Genomic DNA, 20,857 nt, shown 5'->3' with positions numbered 1-20,857 from the left:
CCCTTCGTCTTTTGCGCGTCTGCGCGCATTCAGTCATGCAGGCGCAGCTGCACGTCGGTGCGGCTCAGCAGATTGAACACGCGCGGTCCGCGCACCAGGTAGCGGCTCGCCATGCGTCGCGGCGACTGGCCGAGGCGATGCAGCCATTCGAGTCCGGCGCGCTGCATCCAGGCCGGCGCGCGGCGCTCGCGACCGGTGAGGAAGTCGATCGACGCGCCGATGCACAGCGTCATGCCGCGCGCCTTGTCGCGCTCGCGCAAGGCGTTGGCGATCACTTCCTGCTGCGGCGAGCCGATGGCCAGCAGGCAGAAGCGGAACGGGCTGTGCGCTTCGATGAACTGCAGGCACGTCTCGACGGCGGCGGCGTCGTTGATGAAGCCCATCGGCGGGTTGTGGTGGACGAGGCCGCGCAGGCCGTAGCGGCGGCGCAGCTGTTCGGCCTGCTCGGCCGATGCGCCGACCAGCACGATGTTGTCGTCGGCGCGGATCACGTCCTCGAACAGCCGCCGCGTCAGGTCGCTGCCGGCGCAGACCGGCAGGCGCACGCCGCGCGTCAGCTGCAGCAGGTGGGCAAGGAAGCGGCTGTCGAGCAGGATGTAGCCGGCATTGGCATACAGGCGCCGGAAGCTGGTCTGGTCGTGCAGGCGGATCAGATGATCGACGTTCGGCGTGACGACGTAGGTGTAGCGCTGCTCGCCGAAGCCGGCGGCGATCTCGAGAAAGTCCTTGAGGTCGTAGTCGTCGAGCTTGCAGGCCGTGTGATGCGCGTCGGCCAGCACGCGCGCCTTCAGCGAGCTGCCGAGACGCAGCTCGCGGGCGCCGGCACTGTCGTCCTCCGGACACAGGGCGACGGTCTCGGACAGGCCCTGCAGTGTGCCGAGCAGCTGCTCGATGCGCTCGTGCGCGGCGCCGGGCAGGGCGAGCAGCACGGCGTCGACCGGCCCGCCGCGCGCGAGGCGCGCGAAATCGGCGAGGTCGCCGCGCGGCGCGAACTCGGCGTCCGGCGTGCGCCGGCCGCGATCGTCGAACACGCCGACGATGTCGACGCGATCGGCCTCGAAGCGGCGCAGCTGGCGGATCAGGCGGTCGGCCTGCGGACCGGCACCGTAGACCGCCACCGTGCGGCGCCGGCGCAGGCGACGCAGCGACAGGCGCGTGATGACGAGGCCGGCGCCGGACAGCGCCAGCCAGATCGGCAGCCAGCCCTCGGGCCGTTCGGCGTAGCTCAGCCCGGCGAGCGCGGCCAGGGCGATGAACAGCGCGATGCGCGTCAGATCCTGGCGCAGCGTCGCCGTCTGCGCGCGGCGCGACATGAGGACGGCGCCGAACAGCGCGGCCGGCAGCGACCAGCGTTCCCAGGCCGGCCAGCCGGCGGCGAGGAAGATCAGCGAGGGATGCAGCGCGGCGGCGGCGAGGGTGGCGGCGCGCGCGGCGGCGAGCAGCACGAGCAGATCGAACAGCGGCTGCAGGCGCAGCAGCGCGTCGCGCCAGTGCCACGGCGCCGTCGCCGCCAGCGCCGGCGGCGAGAACTGAAAAGTGTCGGATGCGCCCATGTCGTCGCTCCTCGCAACCGCCGCTCGTGCGGCATCATTTGCAAGCATGCTAGGGACGTCGGCGCTGCGGTTCTGTTCGGCAGCGAACGCAACGCGGCCGGCCGCCGCGCCGCCGCGCATGTGTTCGGCGTCGTACAGACCCCGCCGCCGGCGGCGACCGATAGTGCGGGCCGGATCATTCGTCCGGGGGCCATCATGTTCATCGACGCGCGCGGGTTTGCCGACGACGCGCGGCTGCAGGCACAGGTCTGCATCGTCGGCGGCGGCGCCGCCGGTATCGCCCTGGCGCTGCGCCTCGGCCAGCGCGGCATCGATGTCGTGCTGCTGGAGGCCGGCGGCCGCCGGCACGAGGCACGCACGCAGCGCCTCTACGAGGGCGAGGTCACGGACGCGCGCCTGCATCCGCCGGCCGATCGCTATCGCGAGCGCCGCCTCGGCGGCTCGACCGCGACCTGGGGCGGCCGCTGCGTGCCCTTCGATCCCATCGATTTCGAGGCGCGCGACTACATACCGCACAGCGGCTGGCCGATCAGCTACGAGGAACTCGCGCGCTACTACGACGAGGCCTCGCTGCTCTGCGAGGCCGGCCCGGCGCGCTATCGCGCCGCCGACGCCTTCCCCGACGGCAGCGCGCCGCCGGTCGCCGGCTTCGCGGCGGCGCGCTTCTCCGACGACACGCTGGAGCGCTTCAGCTGCCCGACCGATTTCGGGCAGCGCTATCGCCTGCGCCTCGACGGCGCGGCCCGCACGCGCGTGGTGCTGCACGCCAACGTCACCGCGCTGCGGCTCGACGGCGACGGCAACCGCATCGCCGCCGTGCTGGCGCGCACGCTCGACGGCCGTCGCATCGAGGTGCAGGCCGACTTCGTCGTGCTCGCCGCCGGCGGCCTGGAAACCGCGCGCCTGCTGCTGGCGAGCCATGACCGGCAGCCGGCCGGCATCGGCAACGGTCACGATCTGGTCGGGCGCTACTACATGTGCCACCTCGCCGGCACGATCGGCAACCTGCGCCTCGGGCACGGCGTCGCCGTCGCGCACGGCTACCAGCGCAGCGCCGACGGCGTCTATTGCCGGCGACGCTTCGCCCTGCGCGAGGATGCGCAGCGCACGCTGCGCTGCGGCAACTTCATCGCGCGTCTGCACCATCCGCGCATCGGCGATCCGGCGCACGGCTCGGCGGTGCTGTCGCTGCTGTTCCTCGCCAGGCGGCTGATTCCGTACGAGTACGCCAAGCGCCTGCACGACGGCGACAGCGCGCCGCGCGACTGGCTCGCGCACGCGCGCAACGTGGCCCGCGATCCGTGCGCCGCCTTCGCCTTCGCCTGGCAGATGCTCACGCAGCGCAAGCTGGCGTCGCGCAAGTTCCCGTCGATCATCGTCACGCCGCGCGAGCCCTGCTTCAGCCTCGACTTCCACGCCGAGCAGGTGCCGAACCCGAGCAGCCGCGTGCAGCTGAGCGAGCAACGCGACGAGCTCGGCATGCCGCGCCTGCGCATCGACTGGCGCCACACGCAGGCCGACGTCGACACCGTGCAGCGCGCGCTGGCGGCGTTCGCCGCCGACGTGCGCGACAGCGGCGTCGGCCGCTTCGACTACGCCGCCGAAAGCATCGAGCAGGAGATGCTGCGCTACGGCGCCTACGGCGGCCATCACATCGGCACCGCGCGCATGGCGGCGACGCCGCGCACCGGCGTGGTCGATACCGACCTGCGCGTGCATGGCGTCGGCAATCTGTTCGTCGCCAGCGCCGCCGTGTTCCCGACCTCGAGCCAGGCCAATCCGACGCTGACCATCGTCGCGCTGGCCCTGCGGCTTGGCGATCATTTGCAGCGTCGCCTGGCGCCCGCGCAGGCGGCGTCGCCGGCGGCGCTGTCGATCGAAGAGCTGGCGGCGTGACTTCGCGCGTGCTGGTTCTCGGCGGCGCCGGCTACATCGGCGGCCATGTGCTGCGCGCCTTGTGCGCCGGCGGCTTCGAACAGCCCCTGCTCGGCACGCGCCGCGCCCGCGCCGCGCCGGCCGGCGTGCAGCTGTGCCGCGTCGACGCGCTCGACCGCGCCGCCTTGCGCGCCGCGCTCGACGGCGTCGACGCGGTCGTCAATTGCGTCGCCGGCGCGCCGCGCATGCTGCAGCGGCAGGCCGCGCTGCTCGCCGATGCGGTGCGCGCGCACACGCCGCAGCCGCTCGTCGTGCAGCTCAGTTCGATGGCGGTGTACGGCGATCGCGAGGGCCGCGTCGATGAAGGCGCCGCGCCCGGCAGGCTCAGCGCCTACGGCGCCGCCAAGCGCGAGGCGGAGCGCGAACTGGCGCGCTGCGAGCGCAGCGTGATGCTGCGCGCCGGCTGCGTGTACGGTCCGGACAGCGAGCAATGGACGCTGCGCATCGCCCGCCTGCTGCGCGAGGGGCGGCTCGGCGATCTCGGCGCCGCCGGCGACGGGCGCTGCAATCTCGTGCACGTCGACGACGTCGCCGCCGCCGTGCTGCACGTGCTGCGCCGCGCGCCGCGCGGCGTGGCCTTCAATCTCGCCGCGCCGCAGGCGCCAAGCTGGAACGAATATCTGGTGCGCTTCGCCTGCCTGCTCGACGCCACGCCGGTGCGCCGCATCACGCCGCGCCGCCTCGCCGCCGAGGCCTATCTGCGCGCGCCGCTGCTGAAGGTGCTGCGGCGCGCCGGCGCCGGGCGCGCGGCGGCGACGACGATCACGCCGTCGCTGCTGGCGCTGTTCCGGCAGGACATCGTGCTCGACAGCCAGGCCGCGGAGCGCGAGCTGCGGCAACGCTGGGTGCCGCTCGATCAGGGCCTCGCTGCCTGCGCCGCCGCCCTGCGCGGCGGCGTCGACAAGCCGGGCCTGCTGTCAGCGTGAGGCTTCGCCGCCGAACTGCGCACGCAGTTCGAGGCCGGCCGTCGTCACGTGGTAACGCGCTTCGGCGTCGCTCGAATCGCGCACGAAACGGCGCGCGAACGGTGTGACCGCGAGCCAGCGCCGCATCTGGTAGGGGACGCGCAGGCTGGCTTCGAAGCTGTCGTCGCGGCGCCGCGGTTCGTCGGCGAAGTCGCTGCGCGTCCATTGCGCGCTCAGTTCGGCGCCGACGATCGCATGCCGCCAGATCAACGCGGCGCCGGCGCCGTTGGCGATGCGCGAGCGACCCACGCCGGCATCGCTGTCGATGCTGCGAAAGGCGTCGAGGCGGACGCTGGTCACGCCGCTCAGGGCGTGTTCGACGCCGAGCGAACCGGTCAGCGCCGAGACGTCGTCGCGCGCCGCGCTCTTCTCGTTGCGGCGGCTCGCGCCGAGCGTCGCCTGCAGGCGTGTCAGTCCGCTGATCTCGTAGCGCAGGTCGACGCCGCCGCCGTACTGCGTGAAGCGCTGCGCGTCGCCGATGCCGCTGAAGCGGCCCTGCAGAAGTTCGCTGCCGAGTCCCAGCGACAGCGGCCCTTCGCCGACACGGCGCAGCGTCGCGCGCAGGCCCTGCTCGGTGAGCGCGAAGTCGGGCGCCTCGGCCAGCGGCGATTGCAGGCGCCGCGCGTGCGCGTCGGCATCGAAACGCCAGTCGTCGCCGGGCGCGAGCTGCAGGCTGACGTCGCCGCTGCGCTCGTGCTCGATGGCCAGCAGGTTGGCCTGACGATCGGCGAGCGAGGCCTGGCGGCGCTCGTCGGCTGCCGTCGCGTGCAGCTCGACGACATCGCCGAACGGCAGGCGGTAATCCAGTGCAGCGCGATGCTCCTGGTGATCGAGCTCGCCGAAATGGTCGTAGCGCAGGGCGCGGCCTTCGAGCGTGGCCTTCAGTTCCTGCCGGCCGTAGCGGTAGTCGAGGCCGCTGCCGAGCACAGCGCGCAGCACGCGGTCGCTCAAGCGGTCGTCGCCGCCGCGCGCCAGCGCCTGTGCCGGGCCGGACACGCAGAACACGTTGGAGTCGTAATAGCCGCTCGCCGCCACGTATGGCGTGAAGTCGAAGCCGGCGCGCGCGGCTTGCGGCAGCGTCGCCGCGCAGAGCAGCAGGCCGGCGCGGCCGGCGCGACGCCAGGACTCAATAGGCATTGTGTCCCCGGATCACGATCCACGCCGTGCGCGCCAGTATCTGCAGATCCAGCCACAGCGACCAGTGCTCGACGTACTCAAGGTCGGCTTCGATGCGCCGCCGCAGCTGCTCGGCGGTATGCGTGGCGCCGCGATAGCCGCGCACCTGGGCGAGGCCGGTCAGGCCGGGCTTGACGCGGTGGCGGTGGGCGTAGGTTTCGACGATCTCGCTGCCGAGGCGTTCCTCGGTGCGCATGTCGACGGCGTGCGGACGCGGCCCGACCAGCGACATCTCGCCGCGCAGCACGTTGAACAGCTGCGGCAGCTCGTCGAGGCTGGTGCGGCGCAGGAAGCGGCCGACGCGCGTCACGCGCGGATCGCCGCGCTCGGTCTGCCGCAGCGGCTGCGGCGCGCCCTGCGGATTCCAGCGCATGGTGCGGAACTTGAAGACGTCGAACTCGGCGTTGTTCCAGGCATGGCGCGGCTGGCGGAAGAGGATCGGGCCGGGACTGTCGAGGCGCACGGCGAGCGCGATCAGGGCCAGCAGCGGCGACAGCAGCAGCACCAGCAGGCCGCCGAGCAGATAGTCCTCGGCGGCCTTGGCGATCGCGCCGGCACGGCGGATCGGCCGCTCGGCGATCAGCGTCAGCGGCATGCGGCCGGCCACGTATTCGACCGGCAGCTTCGGCATCGCGAGTTCGATGCCGCAGGGACTCAGCGCCACCGACACGCTCAGCGACTTCAGCTGTCCGAGCAGTTCGAGGATGCGCGTTTCGGCGTGATCGGGCAGGGCGATCAGCACCAGGTCGACGCGGCGCTGGCGGCCGAGCGCGAGCAGATCGGCGACCGAGCCGCTGCGCGCCATGGTCGATGACGGCGGACGCGTGGCGCGATCGTCGAACACGCCGACCAGTTCGACGCTGGCCGGCGCCGAGCGCTGCAGGTAGTGCACGAGACGGTCGGTGGCTTCGCCGGCGCCGACCACGGCGATGCGCTCGACGACCGGCGCGCGGCACATGGCGCTGCGCAAGGCGCCGATGCCGGCGAAGCCGAGCGTCAGCCACAGCAGCAGCCAGAGACGCGGCGTCTCGCTCTGCCAGCCCAGCCCCAGCGCCAGCGTGGCGATCGCGGCAAACAGCAGATACGGCCCGGCCAGATCGCGCAGCACGCGGCGCCGCGGCGCGACGCGCGCCTCGGAGCGCTGGCGCAGCACGAAGGGCGCGAACAGCGTGGTGATCGACGCCATCAGCGCCTCGTGGTCGCTCGGCGCCATGGCGCCCACCAGCGGCCGCAGCAGGAGCAGCGCCAGCCAGGCGGCGCCGACGAGGAGCAGTGTTTCCAGCAGCGGCTGCAGCGTGGTCAGCGCCGCGCGCCAGTTGCCGGACGGCGGCGCGGCGGTCTGCGCCGGCCGGGCCGTCCAGTCGAGTGAAATCTTCTGTCCCATGTGTGCCTCGGTTTGCCGTCTCGAAGAGCCGTCCCGGTTGCTGGCATCTTCGCGCCCGGCGACGGCGGCGTCGGTACGAAACCGAACACAGGCGGCCGCGCCGCGGCGTTCAGCCCCAAGCCGTGGCCACGGCGGCCCAGGCGCAGAGCAGCGCACGCCGCTGCCGGGCGCCGATGCGTGAGCGCCGCGCGGCGGGCGCGGCAAGGCCGGCGTCGCGCGCGAGGCGCGCCGACAGCGGCGCCGCGAGCTCGCGGTCGTGGATGTCGCCGAGCACATCCTGCAGGTGTTCGAGTTCGTGCAGGCCCTGCTCGAAGGCCGGCTCGGCATGCAGCGCACGGAACAGTTCGGCGGTGTAGCGCAGCTTCTTCACGGCCAGGCGCAGGCGATGCAGATCGTCGCTCCGCAGTTGCCCGATGTGACGGCCGCGCCGGCGCAGCTTGCGGCGGCGGCGGCGCAGGGCGTGATCGGCGAGCTCGGCCAGCGACAGGGTCGCGGCGGCGTGCGGCGCCGGCGCGCGGAGCTGCCGGGCGCAGCGGCGCAGATGCTGAGCAAGCGCGCGGCAGCGGCGGCCCTGCACGATGTCGCGCGCCTGCGACGTGCTGCGCCGCAGGCGCGCGCGCGCGGCGCGGCGCAGGCCGGGGTCGACATCCGCCGCCGACGCCTGGCGCTGCACGAAGACGTCCCAGTCGCGCACCTCGGCGAGCTGCCGGCGCAGCCAGCGCAACTCGTGGTCCAGCTGCCGGCGCGCCGTCTTCGGCAGGACGTCGCGGCAGGCGGACAGGGCGACGCGCAGGCGCACGATGCCGACGCGCAGGTGGTGCCAGACTTCGAGATCGTCGCGGCTGGCGGCCGCGTCGATGGCCTGCGCCACCTCGCGCAGGCGCGGCGCGAGCAGACGCGGCAGCGCGGCGGTGGCGCGCATGTTCACGCCGCGGCGGCGGTCGGGACCGTGTCGAAACGCATCGCGTCGAGCAGCGCCGCGAGGTCGTATTGCCGGCGCAGCTGCTCGCCGAAATCCGCCGGCTTGACCAGCAGCACGTCGCAGTCGGCATGACGCAGGATGCCTTCCGCGGCGCTGCCGAGCAGCAGGCGGCTGATGATCGAGTGATACGACGAGCCGATCACCAGCAGATCGATGGCCTGCGCGCGCGCGAAGCGGGCGAGCGCGTCGGCGACGTCGCCGGAGGTCGTGATCCAGTGCTGTCGGTCGGCGGCGATGCCATGCTCGTGCGTGAAGCGGCGGAAGTTGGCCTGCGCGGTGCGGTGCACGTCGGCGTACAGCGCGCGCAGATCGCCGGACACCTCGACGGCGAGCAGCGGCCGCCGGTACGGGAAGGCGTGCACGACATGCAGCTCGGCGCCGGCCAGCGCGGCGACACCGGCGCCGATGCCGGCGATCACTTCGTTGAGCGGGTGCGGCGAGTCGCCGCGATCGAGTCCGACGTCGACCGCGGCGGCGATCCGCCGCGGCAGCATGCCGCTGTCCTGGCGCACGAACATCAGCGCCGACGGGCAGGTGCGCGCGACGCGCCAGTCGGCGGCGCTCAGCGGCATGCGCGTCGCGCCCTTGCGCGGCGGCATCAGGTCCTTGATGACGAGATCGGCCTTGCACGCCCAGGCATAGGCGATCAGCGCCTGGTGCAGCTCCGAGGTCCAGATCACTTCGCAGTCGACGCGCAGGCCAGCGTCGATCAGCGGCGCCGCCTGGCGATCCAGCCAGTGGCGGCGGATTTCCAGGTATTCGTTTCGCGCCAGCTTGCGCACCTTGCCGCCGGCGAGATCGCGGCCGGCGTCGATCATCGGCGCGTACGCGCCCATGAACAGGCGCAGGCGCGCGCCGCTGCGGCGCGCCAGTTCGGCGGCGCGCGGCAGGGCGGCGCCGGGCTGCATGCCAGGATCGACGACGGCGACGATCTGCTGCAAAGGATTCATGGTCGGCTCGCGCGACGGGACGTGCCGGCAGTTCATCATCGGCGGCCGCCGGCCGGCCATGACCTGCGTCAAGCGCCGCGACGCCGCATGACCTGCATCAATGCCGGCGCCGCGGCGCCGGCGCACGCTGCGCGCGACAATCGGAACTTCCCATGCACCTGCAGTTTCTCGGTGGGGCCGGTACCGTCACCGGCTCCAAGTACCTGCTCGAAGGCGCGCGTGCGCGGCTGCTGATCGACTGCGGCCTGTTCCAGGGCTACAAGCCGCTGCGCCTGCGCAACTGGGCGCCGCTGCCGGTCGCGCCGGCCGACATCGACGCGGTGCTGCTCACGCACGCGCACATCGACCACAGCGGCTGGCTGCCGGTGCTGGTCAAGCAGGGCTACCGCGGGCGGATCTTCTGCAGCGCCGCCACCGCCGAGCTGTGCCGCATCCTGCTGCCGGACAGCGGCCGGCTGCAGGAGGAAGAAGCCGACTACGCGAATCGCCATCACTACTCGCGGCACAAGCCGGCGCTGCCGCTGTACACGGAAAGCGAGGCGCTCGACGTGATCGCGCGCCTGGAGCTGCGGCCCTTCGAGCAGACTTTCGCGCCGGCGGCCGGCTTCACGGCGCGGCTGCTGCCGGCCGGGCACATCCTCGGCGCGGCGATGGTGCAGCTCGACAGCGGCGACGGCTCGATCCTGTTCAGCGGCGATCTCGGTCGTCCGCAGGACGCCATCATGCGGCCGCCGGCGCTCATCGAAGGCGTCGACTGGCTGGTGGTCGAATCGACCTACGGCAACCGGCGGCACGCCAGCGACGATCCGCTCGACGCGCTCGCCGCCATCATCACGCGCACCGCGGCGCGCGGCGGCGTGCTGGTCATTCCGTCGTTCGCGGTCGGCCGCGCGCAGGAGCTGCTGTACGCGATCGACCGCCTCAAGCGCGCCGGGCGCATCCAGGCCGATCTGCCGGTCTATCTCAACAGCCCGATGGCGGCCGACGTGACCTCGCTCTATCTGCGCCATCGCGACGAGCATCGCCTCGACGCCGCGGCCTGCGCCGCGCTCGGCAGCACGGCGACCATCGTCAACACGGTCGAGGATTCCAAGCGCCTCAACGAAGGCCACGGTCCGATGGTGATCGTCGCCGGCAGCGGCATGGCGACTGGCGGCCGCGTCGTGCATCACCTCAAGGCCTTCGCGCCGGACCCGGCCAACACGATCCTGCTGGCCGGCTTCCAGGCCGCCGGCACGCGCGGCGCGGCGCTGCTGGAAGGCGCCGAGGCGATCCGCATCCACGGCCAGTACGTGCCGGTGCGCGCCGAGGTGACCAGCATCGGCAATCTGTCGGCGCACGCCGACAGCGAGGAGATCCTCGCCTGGCTCGGCCATTTCCAGCGCGCGCCGCGGCGCTGTTTCGTCACGCACGGCGAGCCGGCCGCCGCCGACGCGCTGCGCCAGAGCATCGAGCGCCGCCTCGGCTGGGCGGTGAGCATTCCCGAGCATCTCGAACGCGTCGAGCTGCGCCGCGATGCGCAGGCGGAACGCCAGCATCTGCCGGCCGAGCGCCTGCGTCTGCGCCGCATCGGCATCGACACCTATCAGGAGCCGGTCGTGTTCATGCGCGCCGATTCGGCGATCTGCCGCTCCGAGGGCTTCGAGTCGCAGTCGCGCGTCAAGCTCAGCGCCGGCGCCCGGCATCTGGTGGCGACGCTGTACACGGTCGACGAAAGCCTGCTCGACAGCGCCCACGTCGGACTCTCGCACGCGGCCTGGGAGGCGCTGCAGGCGCACGACGACGAGGAGGTCGAGATCTCGCATCCCGAACCGATTGAATCGTTCTCGGCCGTGCGCGGCAAGGTCTACGGCACGCCGTTCTCCGCCGACGGCGTCGCGGCGGTCGTGCGCGACATCGCCGCCGGCCGCTATTCCAGCCTCGAACTGGCCGCCTTCGTCACCGCCTGCGGCGGCGCCAGCCTGGGCCGGGACGAGACCATCGCGCTGACGCGCGCCATGCTCGACAGCGGCCAGCGGCTGTCGTGGCCGCAGAAGATCGTGCTCGACAAGCATTGCGTCGGCGGCCTGCCGGGCAATCGCACGACGCCGATCGTGGTCGCCATCGTCGCCGCCTGCGGCCTGACCATTCCGAAGACCTCGTCGCGCGCCATCACCTCGCCGGCCGGCACCGCCGACACCATGGAAACCCTGGCGCCGGTCGCGCTCGACGCGGCGGCGATGCACAAGGTGGTCGAGCGCGAAGGCGGTTGCGTGGTGTGGGGCGGGGCGATGTCGCTGAGCCCGGCCGACGACATCCTGATCCGCGTCGAGAGGCCGCTCGACTTCGACAGCCCCGGCCAGATGGTGGCGTCGATCCTGTCGAAGAAACTGGCGGCCGGCTCCAACGCGCTGCTGGTCGAGATTCCGGTCGGCGCGACCGCCAAGGTGCGTTCCGCCGCGGCGGCGCAGCAGCTGTCGGCGCTGCTGCGCGAAGTGGGCGGCGCCTTCGATCTGACCGTGCAGATCTGCCAGACCGACGGCAGCCAGCCGATCGGCGCCGGCATCGGCCCGGCGCTGGAGGCGCTCGATGTGCTCGCCGTGCTCGGCAACGCGGCGCAGGCGCCGGCCGATCTGCGCGAGCGCGCGCTGCACCTGGCCGGCCTGCTGCTGGAGATGGGCGGCCGCGCGGCGCCGGGCGCCGGCGCGGCGCTGGCGAGCGCGACGCTGGCGAGCGGCGCGGCGTACAAGAAGTTCGCGGCGATCTGCGCCGCGCAGGGCGGCATGCGCGAGCCGCCGACCGCCGCCTACCGCAAGCTGTTCACCAGCCCCGTCGACGGCGTGGTGACCGGCATCGACAACCGGCGCCTGGCGCGCATCGCCAAGCTGGCCGGCGCGCCGCGCGCGGCGGCCGCCGGCGTGCAACTGCATCAGCGCCTCGGCCATCGCGTCGAGCGCGGCCAGCCGCTGTTCACCCTGCACGCCGAATCGCCGGGCGAACTGGTCTACGCGGCGAGCTACGCCGACGCGCATCCGCAGGCCATGCAGGTCGCGGCGGAGCCGGCATGAGCGACGCGCCGATCGTCTACGCCCTGCCGGGCAACGGTCCGCTGGCGCAGGTCGTCGCCGCGCACTGCGACGGCGAGCGCGGCGATCTGTGGATTCACCGCTTTCCCGACGGCGAGACCGGCCTGCGCGCGCTCACCGCGCCGCGCGGCCGCGACACGGTGATCGTCTGCGGCCTCGACGACGCCGACGTGCGCATGGCGACGCTGCACTTCACGGCCGCGACACTGCGCGAGCACGGCGCGCGCCGCATCGTGCTGGTCGCGCCGTATCTGGCCTACATGCGCCAGGACGCGGTCTTCCTGCCGGGCAGCGGCGCGCTGGCGCGGCACTACGCGGCCTGGCTCGGCTCGCTGTTCGACGCGCTCGTCACCGTCGATCCGCACCTGCACCGCATCCATGCCCTGCGCGACATCTTCGCGAAGCCGGCCGAGGCGGTGAGCGCGGCCCCGGCGATCGCCGACTGGCTGGCCGGCGCCGGGCCGCACGCGCCGCTGCTGGTCGGCCCCGACGGCGAGAGCGAGCAATGGGTGGCGGCGATCGCCGCGCGGCTGGGTTGTCCGCATGTCTGCTTCCGCAAGGAGCGGCGCGGCGACGACGACGTGCTGCTGCAGGCGTCGGGACTGGCGGCGCACCGCGGCCGTCACGCGGTCGTCGTCGACGACATCGCCTCGACCGCCGAGACCCTGCGCGGCGCCGTGCAGGCACTGAGCGCCGCCGGCTTCGCCCGGCCGCTGTGCATCGTGGTGCACGCCATCTTCGCCGGACACGCCTACGCGCGGCTGCGCGCCGCCGGCGCCGGCGACGTCATCAGCTGCAACACCATCGCCCATGCGTCGAATCGCATCGACATTCGCGGCGCGGTTGCCGCGGCGACCGCGGCCGTGCTGTGCGGCGACGCAGCCGCGCCGCGCGCGCTGGCCGGACTGACGCGGGAGGCATGACGTGGGCGAGCACGACGAACGCTGCGAGGCGATGGTGCTGGAGGCGCCGGGCACGGCGCTGCGCCTGCGCCACTTGCCGCTGCCCGTCGCAGGCCCCGGCGAGATTCTCGTGCGCGTCAACGCCTGCGCGGTGTGCCGCACCGACCTGCATGTGCTCGACGGCGAACTGCCCGGCCTGCGCTATCCGATCGTGCCCGGCCACCAGATCGTCGGCCGCGTGCTCGCGCACGGCGCCGGCGTCACGCGTCCCGCGATCGGCAGCAAGGTCGGCGTCTGCTGGCTGGCCGGCAGCTGCGGCCACTGCGAGTACTGCCGGCACGGCGAGGAGAATCTCTGCGACGACGCGCGCTTCACGGGCTGGCAGCGCGACGGCGGCTACGCCACGCACTGCATCACCCGCGCCGAGTTCGCCTACACGCTGCCGGAGGACGTCGGCGACATCGAACTGGCGCCGCTGCTGTGCGGCGGCGTGATCGGCTATCGCGCCCTGCGCGCCTGCGGCGCCGCGCGCCGGCTCGGACTGTTCGGCTTCGGCTCGGCGGCGCACATCATCACCCAGGTGGCCCTGCACCAGCAGCGCGAGGTGTATGCCTTCACGCGGCCGGGCGACGCGGCGGCGCAGGCGTTCGCGCGCCGCCTCGGCGCGGCCTGGGCCGGCGCCTCGGACCAGCTGCCGCCGCAGGCACTCGACGCCGCCATCATCTTCGCCAGCGACGGCGCGCTGCTGCCGGCGGCACTGCGCACCCTGCGCAAGGGCGGCCGCCTGGTGTGCGCGGCCATCCACATGAGCGAGATTCCGCACTTCGACTACGCGCGCCTGTGGGGCGAGCGCTCGATCCAGAGCATCGCCAACATGACGCGCGCCGACGCCGTGCAGTTCCTCGCCCTGGCGCCGCGCATTCCGGTGCGCGTGCAGACGCGCGTCTACCCGTTCACGGCCGCCAACCAGGCCCTCGACGATCTGCGCGCGGGGCGCTTCAGCGGCACCGCGGTGCTGAGCATGGCGCCGGCCTGAAGCGGCGTCGCCGACGGCCGCGCGAGGGCTTGACGCCGGTCAAGGCGGCGGCGAGCGCGGCCGCTCAAGCTGATGGCGAGATCTTCCGCCACCGGAGCCCGTCATGAAGTCCTACGAACGCATTCTGCTGATCGCGCGGCGCGACATGCAGCGCTCGCCGGCGCTGCGCGAAGCCGCGCTGCTCGCACGCGAATGCGGCGCGGCGCTGCACATCGCCATTTTCGATCACAGCGCCACGCTCGATGTCGTCGCGCGCGTGCGCGCCGAGGACGCGCAGGGCCTGCGCGAAGCCTTCCTGCGCCAGCGCCGCGACTGGCTGAACGAGCAGGCCGAGGAGCTGCGCGCAAGCGGCGTCACGGTGACCGTCGAAGCCGTGTGGTGCCGCCATCCGCTCGACGAGATTCTCGCGCACGTCGTCGAGAGCAAGGCCGATCTCGTGGTCAAGGACGTCGAGATGCACCACGGCATGCGCCGCGTGCTGATGACGTCGCTGGACTGGCAGCTGGTGCGCGACTGCCCGGCGCCGGTCTTTCTCGTGCACGGCGAGCAGCTGTCGCCGCGACGCATCGTCGTCGCCGCCGACGCCATGAAAGGCGCCGACGATCCGCTCAACCAGAAGATCGTGCACCACGCCGCCAATCTCGCCTATGCCACCGACGCCAAGCTCGACCTGGCGTTCGCCTTCCAGGCCTTCGCGACCGCCGATCTGGTGGCGCCGATGGCGGCACCGGCGCTGACCGGCGAGCTCTACGAGACGCTCTACAAGCTGTACCGCGACGACTTCGACCAGTTCGCCGACGCCAACAGCGTGCCGCAGGACGCCCGCCACTTCCTCATCGGTCCGGCGGCGCCGGCGCTGGCGCGCTTCGTGCGCGAACACGATGTCGACGTGCTGGTGATGGGCACCACGCACTACGGCACGCTGGATCGCCTGCTGCTCGGCAGCACGGCGTCGGCGCTGCTCGACGATCTGCCGTGCAGCGTGCTGGTGGTGAAGTCGGACGCCTTCGCCGCCGCGCTCGCCGCGCAGATCCGCGAACGCCTGCAGGTGCCGGGCCGCCGCGCGGCATGAAGCGCGCGGCGGGCGCCTGCGCGGCCTGCCTGCTGCTCGCTGCGGCGCAGGCCGGCGCCGCGGCGGCGGACGACCTGATCGGCGCGCCTTCGTATGCCGTCGTCGATCCGCGGCAGACGCTGCTCGACATCGCCCGCGACCACGACGTCGGCTACGTCGACATCCGCCTCGCCAATCCCGACGTCGATCCCTGGCTGCCGGACGGCGGGCGCGTCATCGCCATTCCGAGCCAGCATGTGCTGCCGCCCGGCGCGCGGCGCGGCATCGTCATCAACCTGGCGGAGTTGCGCCTGTATTTCTATCCGCCCGGCGGCGAGCCGCTGAGCTTTCCGATCGGCATCGGCCGCGAGGGCGCGGAAACGCCGGTCGGCCACACGCGCATCGACCGCAAGCGCGAGAACCCGAGCTGGGTGCCGACCGCTTCGGAACGCGAGGAAGACCCGGAGCTGCCGCTGTCGGTCGGCCCGGGGCCGCTCAATCCGATGGGCGAGTTCGCGCTCTATCTCGGCTGGGCCGGCTTCGCGATCCACGGCACGCACCAGCCGTACAGCGTCGGCCGTCGCGGCAGCCACGGCTGCATCCGCCTCTATCCCGAGGACATCGCGCGCCTGTATCCGCTGGTCGATGCCGGCACGCCGGTGAGCGTGATCGATCTGCCGTACAAGCTCGGCTGGCGGGCCGGCGAGCTGTACGTCGAAGTGCATCCCGTGCAGCGCGAAGCCGATCGCGTCGAAATGGGCGAGATGCCGTTGCCCGATCCCACGCTCGATCTGGTGGCGCCGATCCTCGAAGCGCTCGGCGCCGAGGCGTACCGCGTCGACTGGCGGCAGGTGGAGCGCGCGCAACGCGAACAGAACGGCATGCCGCTCGCCGTCACCCGCCGCCAGGCGCCGACCTCGATCGGCCGGCAATGAATTGATCGCCGTCAATGTGGCGCCGGGCACGCGCCGCCGACAATCGCCGCAGCGCTTCCCGCGCCGTTCCTTTCGCCAAGACCCTCGCCCAGGAGTTCCCCATGTCCAAGCTGGCTCTCGCTTCCACGACGGCACTGATGCTCGCGCTCGGCGCCTGCACGACGCTCGGCAAGGCCGACCGCGAACTGCTCGACAGCACCGCGCGCAAGGCGGAGGCGGCGCAGCAGCAGGCCGCCGACGCGCAGGCCAAGGCGCAGCGCGCGCTCGATATCGCGCAGACGGCGCAAGCCGACGCCGCGACCGCGCAGGTCGCCGCCGAGGACGCACGCAAGGCGGCGGCCGATTCCAGCGCGGCGGCGCAGACCGCCGCGCAGAAGGCCGATCGCATGTTCCAGAAGTCGCTGCGCAAGTAGTCCCCCCGTTGGTGGAGGCCGGCGGACCCGCGTCGCCGGACCTCCATCTTCCTTTGCCGGGCCGCTCGGTGCCGGTATCGACGGCGGTGTTCGCGGCAATCCGCGCCGCATCGCCCGCACGCATCCGGAGGCTCCGAATGCTCGATCAGGATTTGCAACGCCGCGTCATGGCGGCACTGACCATGACATCCGGCGTCGACGTCGCGCATATCGGCGTCGCCGTGCGCAAGGGCGTCGTCACCCTCAGCGGCCATGTGCGCGCGGCCGCCGAAAAGGCGGCTGCCGAGCGCGCGGTGCGCGGCGTCAGCGGCGTGCGTGCCATCGCCGAGCATCTGCAGGTGCGCCCGGACGAGGCGACGCGAACCGCCGACGACGAGATCGCCGATCGCGCGGTTCGCTTCCTGAACTGGGACCTGCGCCTGCCGGCCGGCGCCGTGCGCGTCACCGTCGAACGCGGCGTGGTCGCGCTGCAAGGCACCGTCGACACCGAATACGAAAGACGCCGCGCCGGGCAGGACATCCGCCGCCTGCACGGCGTGCGCGACGTGGTGAACGGCATCCGCTTGCGCGAGGACGCCTTCGGCACGGCGCCCGACGCGCCGCAGATCCGTTCCTATGCCGGCGGCGACGGTACCGTGGTGCTCGAGGGCCGCGTGCGCACCGCGCGCGAGAAGGAAGACCTCGAGGCGGCGCTGATGAGCGCGCCCGGCGTGCTGCGCGTCGACAACCGCATCGTGGTCGAGGCGGCCTGAAGCCGGGCGCGGCGCCGGCGGCGCTTCAGGCGTCGGTACGCCAGTAGCGCTGCATCTCGAGATAGGTGAACGACGCCGACCAGGTCAGCAGCACGAAGCCGGTCAGCGCTTCGCTGCCGAGCACCAGGCGCAAGGGTCCGCGCGGCGCCAGATCGCCGTAGCCGACCGTCGTGTACGTGGTCGTCGACAGATACACGGCGTCGAGCAGCGGCGCCGACGACACGCCGCCGATTTCGCCGAGCGCCGGGAATGCGACCATCGCGTGAATGCCGATGCCGAACATCCAGATCTCGGCAATGTGCAGGCTGATGATGCAGAAGATCAGCGCGAGGATGCGCAGCCGCGCCGGCAGACGCCAGCGCGGCATGGCGCGATTCAGGCGCTGCAGGCCTTCGTAGTGCGTCGTCACCGCCAGCGTCACCATGAACACGGTGGCGAGCACGGCGAGCCAGTGCGCGGGCGAGGCGATCGCGCTGAGCAGGGTCGGGGTCATCGGCGGCGTGCGGATCGCGGCATGGCGACGACTATGCGCGGGCGCGGCGCGGCGCGCCTTGATGCGCATCAAACGACGCGTGAACTGATCCAGGTCAATGTGCGGCGGCGGCGCCGTGGCGATAGTGAAGCTCCCCATCCACCGGAGACCGCCGATGAGCCTGATCCCCTACGAGGCGCGCAACGCGCTGAATCAGTTTCACAACGACTTCAATCGCATGTTCGCCAATTTCGGCCGCCTGCCGGACGATGTCGCGACCGCCTGGACGCCGGCCGTCGATATCCAGGAACAGCCGACCGAATTCGTCGTGCGCGCCGATCTGCCCGGCATCGAACCGAAGGACATCGAAGTGACGATGCAGCAGGGCATGCTGACCATCTCCGGCAAGCGCGAGTCGGAGAAGAAGGAGGAAAAGAACGGCTACCTGCGCACCGAGCGCTCGTACGGCGAATTCTTCCGTCGCCTGGCGCTTCCGGATTCGGCCGACGCCGACAACATCGCCGCCAAGACCGACAAGGGCGTGCTCGAAATCCACATCCCCAAGCGCGAGGCGACCAAGGCCAGGCGCATCGAAGTGAAGAGCTGAGCAGGCGTCGCCGGCGGTCCCGCAGCCGGGACCGCCGGCGCGGCGTCCGCGTCGCTCGTCGACGCGGCAACGCCGATCCCGCCCTCCGACCGAGCCAGGAATGAGCAGTCGCGATTCAGGGCTGGAACAACGCTCCGCGACTTTGTCGCGGAAGCGCTCGATCAGTTCGCGGACGCTGAGCTGCTCGGTATGCACACGTGGGTGAGATCGCCCTCATCAGGTGATAGCTGAAGATTAAGCAGCCACTGCTCGGCCTGCGCGAGTTGCGAGAACGTCCTGCTGCGGGCGCGCCCATGGACTCTTCCGAACTGCCTTCGGCTGCCTCGGGATCACACTGGGACATGCGACTATTGTCGCCGCTGCTGATCTCAGCCAAGTAGGACGTAGTGCGGCTGTGGCTCGTTGGGAAATCGTGTCGCGGGTAGGGTACAGCCTTGCGGGTGCGTCGTAATTGGGAGGAAAGCTAGCAGCTCGGCCGGATGATCGATCTAGGAATGTCGGATGCAGAGTTTCGGGCGAGCCGACTTGAACGGGGATTTCTTCACCATAAAGCCGCGGTCCTTGCGCCGCATCCTACCTGGCGCGACGTCGATACCCTGCTTCACGCTGTGGACCCGCGCACGCCCTTCGTCCAGCTATTCCAGCATGGACGCGTGCAGGACGGCTCCACTTATCTGGAAGAGGATGCGCGGTCGGTTTTCGGCCGAGTCAGTTTAAGCCGCCGGCGCTTATATCAGGCATTGAGCGGCGGCGCGACTCTTGTGCTGAACCGGCTCGAGAGCTTCATGCCATTTGCTGCGCATGCCTGCCAGAACCTCGGAGAGCGCATGGGCATGCCCGCCACGGCCAATGCGTATCTTTCCTTCTCCCATGCGAACGGGGGAGAGGCTACTTTCGGCGCGCATTGGGATACGCATGACGTTTTTGTGTTGCAACTGCTTGGAAGGAAGCGCTGGCGCGTATATGAGCCCACTTGGCTCCTGCCGCATAGCTCGCAGACAAGCCAGGGATCAAGACATCGCCGTCCTACCGTGCCGGTATTTGAATGCATTCTGGAAGCGGGAGACCTGCTATACCTGCCACGCGGATGGTGGCACGAAGTTGAGGCGTCCGATCAAACGAGCTTTCATCTGTCGGTAGGCTTATACCCTAAATCCGTAGCAGATTACGTCCAGTGGACTGCCATGCAGGTTCTGCCCGCCCTCTACGAGGCACGGAAGAGCTTAGAGCTCTCGACCACGTTCGATCTGCAAATGGCAATCAGGACCCTCGCCGCAGCTTTGGGCGATCCTGCACATCTTGCGGCCTTCAGGCGTGAAAGCGCTGGACATCGATCCGCTCCGTCGCCTCTCGACCTGGAACTGCTGTCTGGCGAAGCGACGCTTCATGAAGACGACAAAGCGCAACTTGTCTCGGGAGTCGTGCATCGGGCGATCGACGGTGAAGTTCATGTAGATGCTCGGCTGCATTTGGATGCAGACAAAAAATTCATTTTATCTGCGCTGGCCAAGAAAGGGCCGCTCTCGATCGGTGCGCTCTGCAGTCTTTTGGGAAAGACGCCGTCTGATGTAGTGCGAAGGGCTTTAATCGAGCTGTTCTTCGATGACGCCATCATTTTGCGACGTCGCTGACCGGAAATTTAACTGGCTCACAAGTAGGGGACTGGTTCATCCCGCCGTCCTAGAGATACGGATACAGCAGGGAGCGATACGCGATGCAACTGGGGCAGGCTCAGCCGGACAACGGCCGCCGCATGGCAGGCATTGTCGGCGTCGTATTTTTTCATGCCTTATTAGTCTGGGGACTCGTATCTGGCCTGGCGCGCAAGGCGATCGAGCTTCTCCCGCCGCCGATCGAGACCAGAATCATCGAAGAGGTGAAGCCGCCGGACGAGCCGCCACCGCCGCCACCGCCGACGCTCGACGTGCCGCCGCCGCCATTCGTGCCTCCACCCGAAATCAACATTTCGACCCCTCCACCGCAACATGCAATCACGGTGCAGAGCACAGAGCCGGCGCCTCAGCCGCAGCCGGCACCAGCGGTCAAGCCGCCACCGTCGGTGGCGCTGAAAGTCGACGGCAAGCGTTGCCGCGCACCGGAATATCCCTCGGTTTCGCAGCGCCTCGGCGAGGCGGGCTCGGTCGTGCTGCAGCTGCTGGTCGGTCCTGACGGTCGCGTCAAGGACAGCAAGATCGCCACCTCCAGTGGCTATCCGCGCCTCGATGAGGCTGCTCGCAAAGGGCTGAGCCTGTGCAGATTCGATCCGGCAATCGATGCCGGTGAGCCTGTCCAGGCTTGGGGCACGATCAAGTACACGTTCCGGCCCGAAGACTGAGCAGCATCGCGAATAAAAAGCGCGCGCCGTCCTGCTGGACAAGGTCATTAAGCGGCGCTGAAGCGCCGTGTGAATTCCGAGCCACCATCCTCTTGGAGATGTGAGATGTCGTTGAAGCAAACATGCAAGGCGCTGGTCGCCGGAAGCCTGCTGGCGCTGGTCGCCAGCCTGCCGGTTCAGGCCCAGAATCAGACGCCGCCGCCGGCGCCGACGACGGAAAGCGCCCCGGCCGAAGCGCCCGCGGACGCCGCGCCTGCCGCCGGCGAAGGGGCGCACACCGAGCAGGTGGACAACCCCTACGGTCTGTCGGCTTTGTGGGCGCAGGGCGACTTTGTGGCGAAGGG

18 protein-coding genes and 2 pseudogenes are annotated in these 20,857 nt (G+C 71.1%); 14 read left to right on the top strand and 6 right to left on the bottom strand.

Translation table 11 applies throughout. The features are described from left to right. Positions 1 to 29 precede the first annotated feature (29 nt). Positions 30 to 1,553, bottom strand: a complete 1,524-nt coding sequence (locus K344_RS23045) for a WecB/TagA/CpsF family glycosyltransferase (protein ID WP_051362124.1) — start codon at positions 1,551 to 1,553, stop codon at positions 30 to 32. A gap of 195 nt (positions 1,554 to 1,748) precedes the next feature. Here K344_RS23045 and K344_RS0110745 point away from each other — a divergent pair, with 195 nt between their 5' ends. Further along, entirely contained in the window at positions 1,749 to 3,449 is a 1,701-nt protein-coding gene (locus tag K344_RS0110745; RefSeq protein ID WP_028080673.1) for an FAD-dependent oxidoreductase, read from the top strand. Next, a complete protein-coding gene (locus K344_RS21230; RefSeq protein ID WP_051362123.1) occupies positions 3,446 to 4,414 on the top strand; it encodes an NAD-dependent epimerase/dehydratase family protein in 969 nt (322 codons plus the stop codon). The genes K344_RS0110745 and K344_RS21230 overlap by 4 nt, the downstream gene beginning before the upstream one ends. On the opposite strand, the gene K344_RS0110735 is transcribed toward K344_RS21230, so the two are convergent. The 4 genes from K344_RS0110735 to K344_RS0110720 all read right to left on the bottom strand — a co-directional run bounded on the left by K344_RS0110735 (position 4,406) and on the right by K344_RS0110720 (position 8,945). Next, on the bottom strand, positions 4,406 to 5,590 hold the full coding sequence (locus K344_RS0110735) for an outer membrane beta-barrel protein (protein ID WP_028080672.1): 1,185 nt from the start codon (positions 5,588 to 5,590) through the stop codon (positions 4,406 to 4,408). The genes K344_RS21230 and K344_RS0110735 overlap by 9 nt on opposite strands. Continuing rightward, positions 5,580 to 7,013 (bottom strand): exopolysaccharide biosynthesis polyprenyl glycosylphosphotransferase, encoded by a 1,434-nt coding sequence (locus K344_RS21225; RefSeq protein ID WP_051362122.1) that lies wholly within the window; start codon positions 7,011 to 7,013, stop codon positions 5,580 to 5,582. The genes K344_RS0110735 and K344_RS21225 overlap by 11 nt, the downstream gene beginning before the upstream one ends. Before the next feature lie 109 nt (positions 7,014 to 7,122). Beyond that, positions 7,123 to 7,935, bottom strand: a complete 813-nt coding sequence (locus K344_RS0110725; RefSeq protein ID WP_043114302.1) for a CHAD domain-containing protein — start codon at positions 7,933 to 7,935, stop codon at positions 7,123 to 7,125. Between the two features lie 2 nt (positions 7,936 to 7,937). After that, entirely contained in the window at positions 7,938 to 8,945 is a 1,008-nt protein-coding gene (locus K344_RS0110720) for a universal stress protein (protein WP_169729286.1), read from the bottom strand. 152 nt (positions 8,946 to 9,097) lie between these two features. Between K344_RS0110720 and K344_RS25000 the strand changes: the two are divergent. The 8 genes and pseudogenes from K344_RS25000 to K344_RS0110680 form a co-directional block, all read left to right on the top strand. Further along, positions 9,098 to 10,453: pseudogene (locus tag K344_RS25000) on the top strand (MBL fold metallo-hydrolase RNA specificity domain-containing protein); the annotation flags it as partial. After that, a complete protein-coding gene (locus tag K344_RS24995) occupies positions 10,451 to 11,992 on the top strand; it encodes a thymidine phosphorylase family protein (protein WP_084197283.1) in 1,542 nt (513 codons plus the stop codon). The pseudogene K344_RS25000 and the gene K344_RS24995, both read left to right, overlap by 3 nt. Continuing rightward, the gene (locus tag K344_RS0110705; RefSeq protein WP_028080669.1) at positions 11,989 to 12,933 is read left to right on the top strand and encodes a ribose-phosphate diphosphokinase; all 945 of its coding nucleotides are present in this window, start codon (positions 11,989 to 11,991) and stop codon (positions 12,931 to 12,933) included. Before K344_RS24995 ends, K344_RS0110705 begins: the two co-directional genes overlap by 4 nt. A gap of 31 nt (positions 12,934 to 12,964) precedes the next feature. Beyond that, positions 12,965 to 13,948, top strand: coding sequence for a zinc-dependent alcohol dehydrogenase family protein (locus tag K344_RS0110700; protein ID WP_028080668.1), 984 nt, complete (start codon positions 12,965 to 12,967; stop codon positions 13,946 to 13,948). 103 nt (positions 13,949 to 14,051) lie between these two features. Next, a complete protein-coding gene (locus K344_RS21215; protein WP_051362121.1) occupies positions 14,052 to 15,020 on the top strand; it encodes a universal stress protein in 969 nt (322 codons plus the stop codon). Further along, entirely contained in the window at positions 15,017 to 15,934 is a 918-nt protein-coding gene (locus K344_RS21210; protein ID WP_051362120.1) for a L,D-transpeptidase family protein, read from the top strand. The genes K344_RS21215 and K344_RS21210 overlap by 4 nt, the downstream gene beginning before the upstream one ends. Positions 15,935 to 16,035: 101 nt before the next feature. Then, entirely contained in the window at positions 16,036 to 16,347 is a 312-nt protein-coding gene (locus K344_RS0110685) for an alanine-zipper protein (protein ID WP_169729285.1), read from the top strand. Positions 16,348 to 16,484: 137 nt separating this feature from the next. Then, positions 16,485 to 17,099: a BON domain-containing protein gene (locus K344_RS0110680; RefSeq protein WP_028080666.1), complete on the top strand. Its 615-nt coding sequence runs from the start codon at positions 16,485 to 16,487 to the stop codon at positions 17,097 to 17,099. Between the two features lie 25 nt (positions 17,100 to 17,124). Here the strand turns inward: K344_RS0110680 and K344_RS0110675 are convergent, their stop codons facing one another. Further along, a complete protein-coding gene (locus K344_RS0110675) occupies positions 17,125 to 17,661 on the bottom strand; it encodes an ion channel (RefSeq protein WP_169729284.1) in 537 nt (178 codons plus the stop codon). 85 nt (positions 17,662 to 17,746) lie between these two features. Between K344_RS0110675 and K344_RS0110670 the strand changes: the two genes are divergently transcribed. The 4 genes and pseudogenes from K344_RS0110670 to K344_RS21200 form a co-directional block, all read left to right on the top strand. Next, a complete protein-coding gene (locus K344_RS0110670; protein WP_028080664.1) occupies positions 17,747 to 18,178 on the top strand; it encodes an Hsp20/alpha crystallin family protein in 432 nt (143 codons plus the stop codon). A 479-nt stretch (positions 18,179 to 18,657) separates the two neighbouring features. After that, positions 18,658 to 19,809 (top strand): cupin domain-containing protein, encoded by a 1,152-nt coding sequence (locus K344_RS23515; RefSeq protein WP_084197266.1) that lies wholly within the window; start codon positions 18,658 to 18,660, stop codon positions 19,807 to 19,809. 83 nt (positions 19,810 to 19,892) lie between these two features. Next, positions 19,893 to 20,513 carry an energy transducer TonB gene (locus K344_RS24825; protein WP_028080662.1) on the top strand — a complete coding sequence of 207 codons (621 nt, stop codon included), beginning with the start codon at positions 19,893 to 19,895 and terminating at the stop codon, positions 20,511 to 20,513. Between the two features lie 105 nt (positions 20,514 to 20,618). Continuing rightward, positions 20,619 to 20,857: pseudogene (locus K344_RS21200) on the top strand (MotA/TolQ/ExbB proton channel family protein); the annotation flags it as partial.

This window comes from Solimonas soli DSM 21787, assembly GCF_000474945.1.
GTDB classification, from domain to species: Bacteria; Pseudomonadota; Gammaproteobacteria; order Nevskiales; family Nevskiaceae; genus Solimonas; species Solimonas soli.
Note: the sequence above shows the minus strand (reverse complement) of the source record. Positions and strands in the feature narration are given on the sequence as shown.

Excerpts from the sequence above, each read along its gene's own strand:
- K344_RS0110745 (WP_028080673.1), top strand. The coding sequence starts at position 1,749 with ATGTTCATCGACGCGCGCGGGTTTGCCGACGACGCGCGGCTGCAGGCA.
- K344_RS0110680 (WP_028080666.1), top strand. The coding sequence starts at position 16,485 with ATGCTCGATCAGGATTTGCAACGCCGCGTCATGGCGGCACTGACCATG.
- K344_RS0110685 (WP_169729285.1), top strand. The coding sequence starts at position 16,036 with ATGTCCAAGCTGGCTCTCGCTTCCACGACGGCACTGATGCTCGCGCTC.
- K344_RS21215 (WP_051362121.1), top strand. The coding sequence starts at position 14,052 with ATGAAGTCCTACGAACGCATTCTGCTGATCGCGCGGCGCGACATGCAG.
- K344_RS0110705 (WP_028080669.1), top strand. The coding sequence starts at position 11,989 with ATGAGCGACGCGCCGATCGTCTACGCCCTGCCGGGCAACGGTCCGCTG.
- K344_RS0110720 (WP_169729286.1), bottom strand. The coding sequence starts at position 8,945 with ATGAATCCTTTGCAGCAGATCGTCGCCGTCGTCGATCCTGGCATGCAG.
- K344_RS23515 (WP_084197266.1), top strand. The coding sequence starts at position 18,658 with ATGATCGATCTAGGAATGTCGGATGCAGAGTTTCGGGCGAGCCGACTT.
- K344_RS23045 (WP_051362124.1), bottom strand. The coding sequence starts at position 1,553 with ATGGGCGCATCCGACACTTTTCAGTTCTCGCCGCCGGCGCTGGCGGCG.
- K344_RS24825 (WP_028080662.1), top strand. The coding sequence starts at position 19,893 with ATGCAACTGGGGCAGGCTCAGCCGGACAACGGCCGCCGCATGGCAGGC.
- K344_RS21225 (WP_051362122.1), bottom strand. The coding sequence starts at position 7,013 with ATGGGACAGAAGATTTCACTCGACTGGACGGCCCGGCCGGCGCAGACC.
- K344_RS0110675 (WP_169729284.1), bottom strand. The coding sequence starts at position 17,661 with ATGCGCATCAAGGCGCGCCGCGCCGCGCCCGCGCATAGTCGTCGCCAT.
- K344_RS0110670 (WP_028080664.1), top strand. The coding sequence starts at position 17,747 with ATGAGCCTGATCCCCTACGAGGCGCGCAACGCGCTGAATCAGTTTCAC.
- K344_RS0110725 (WP_043114302.1), bottom strand. The coding sequence starts at position 7,935 with ATGCGCGCCACCGCCGCGCTGCCGCGTCTGCTCGCGCCGCGCCTGCGC.
- K344_RS21210 (WP_051362120.1), top strand. The coding sequence starts at position 15,017 with ATGAAGCGCGCGGCGGGCGCCTGCGCGGCCTGCCTGCTGCTCGCTGCG.
- K344_RS0110700 (WP_028080668.1), top strand. The coding sequence starts at position 12,965 with ATGGTGCTGGAGGCGCCGGGCACGGCGCTGCGCCTGCGCCACTTGCCG.
- K344_RS0110735 (WP_028080672.1), bottom strand. The coding sequence starts at position 5,590 with ATGCCTATTGAGTCCTGGCGTCGCGCCGGCCGCGCCGGCCTGCTGCTC.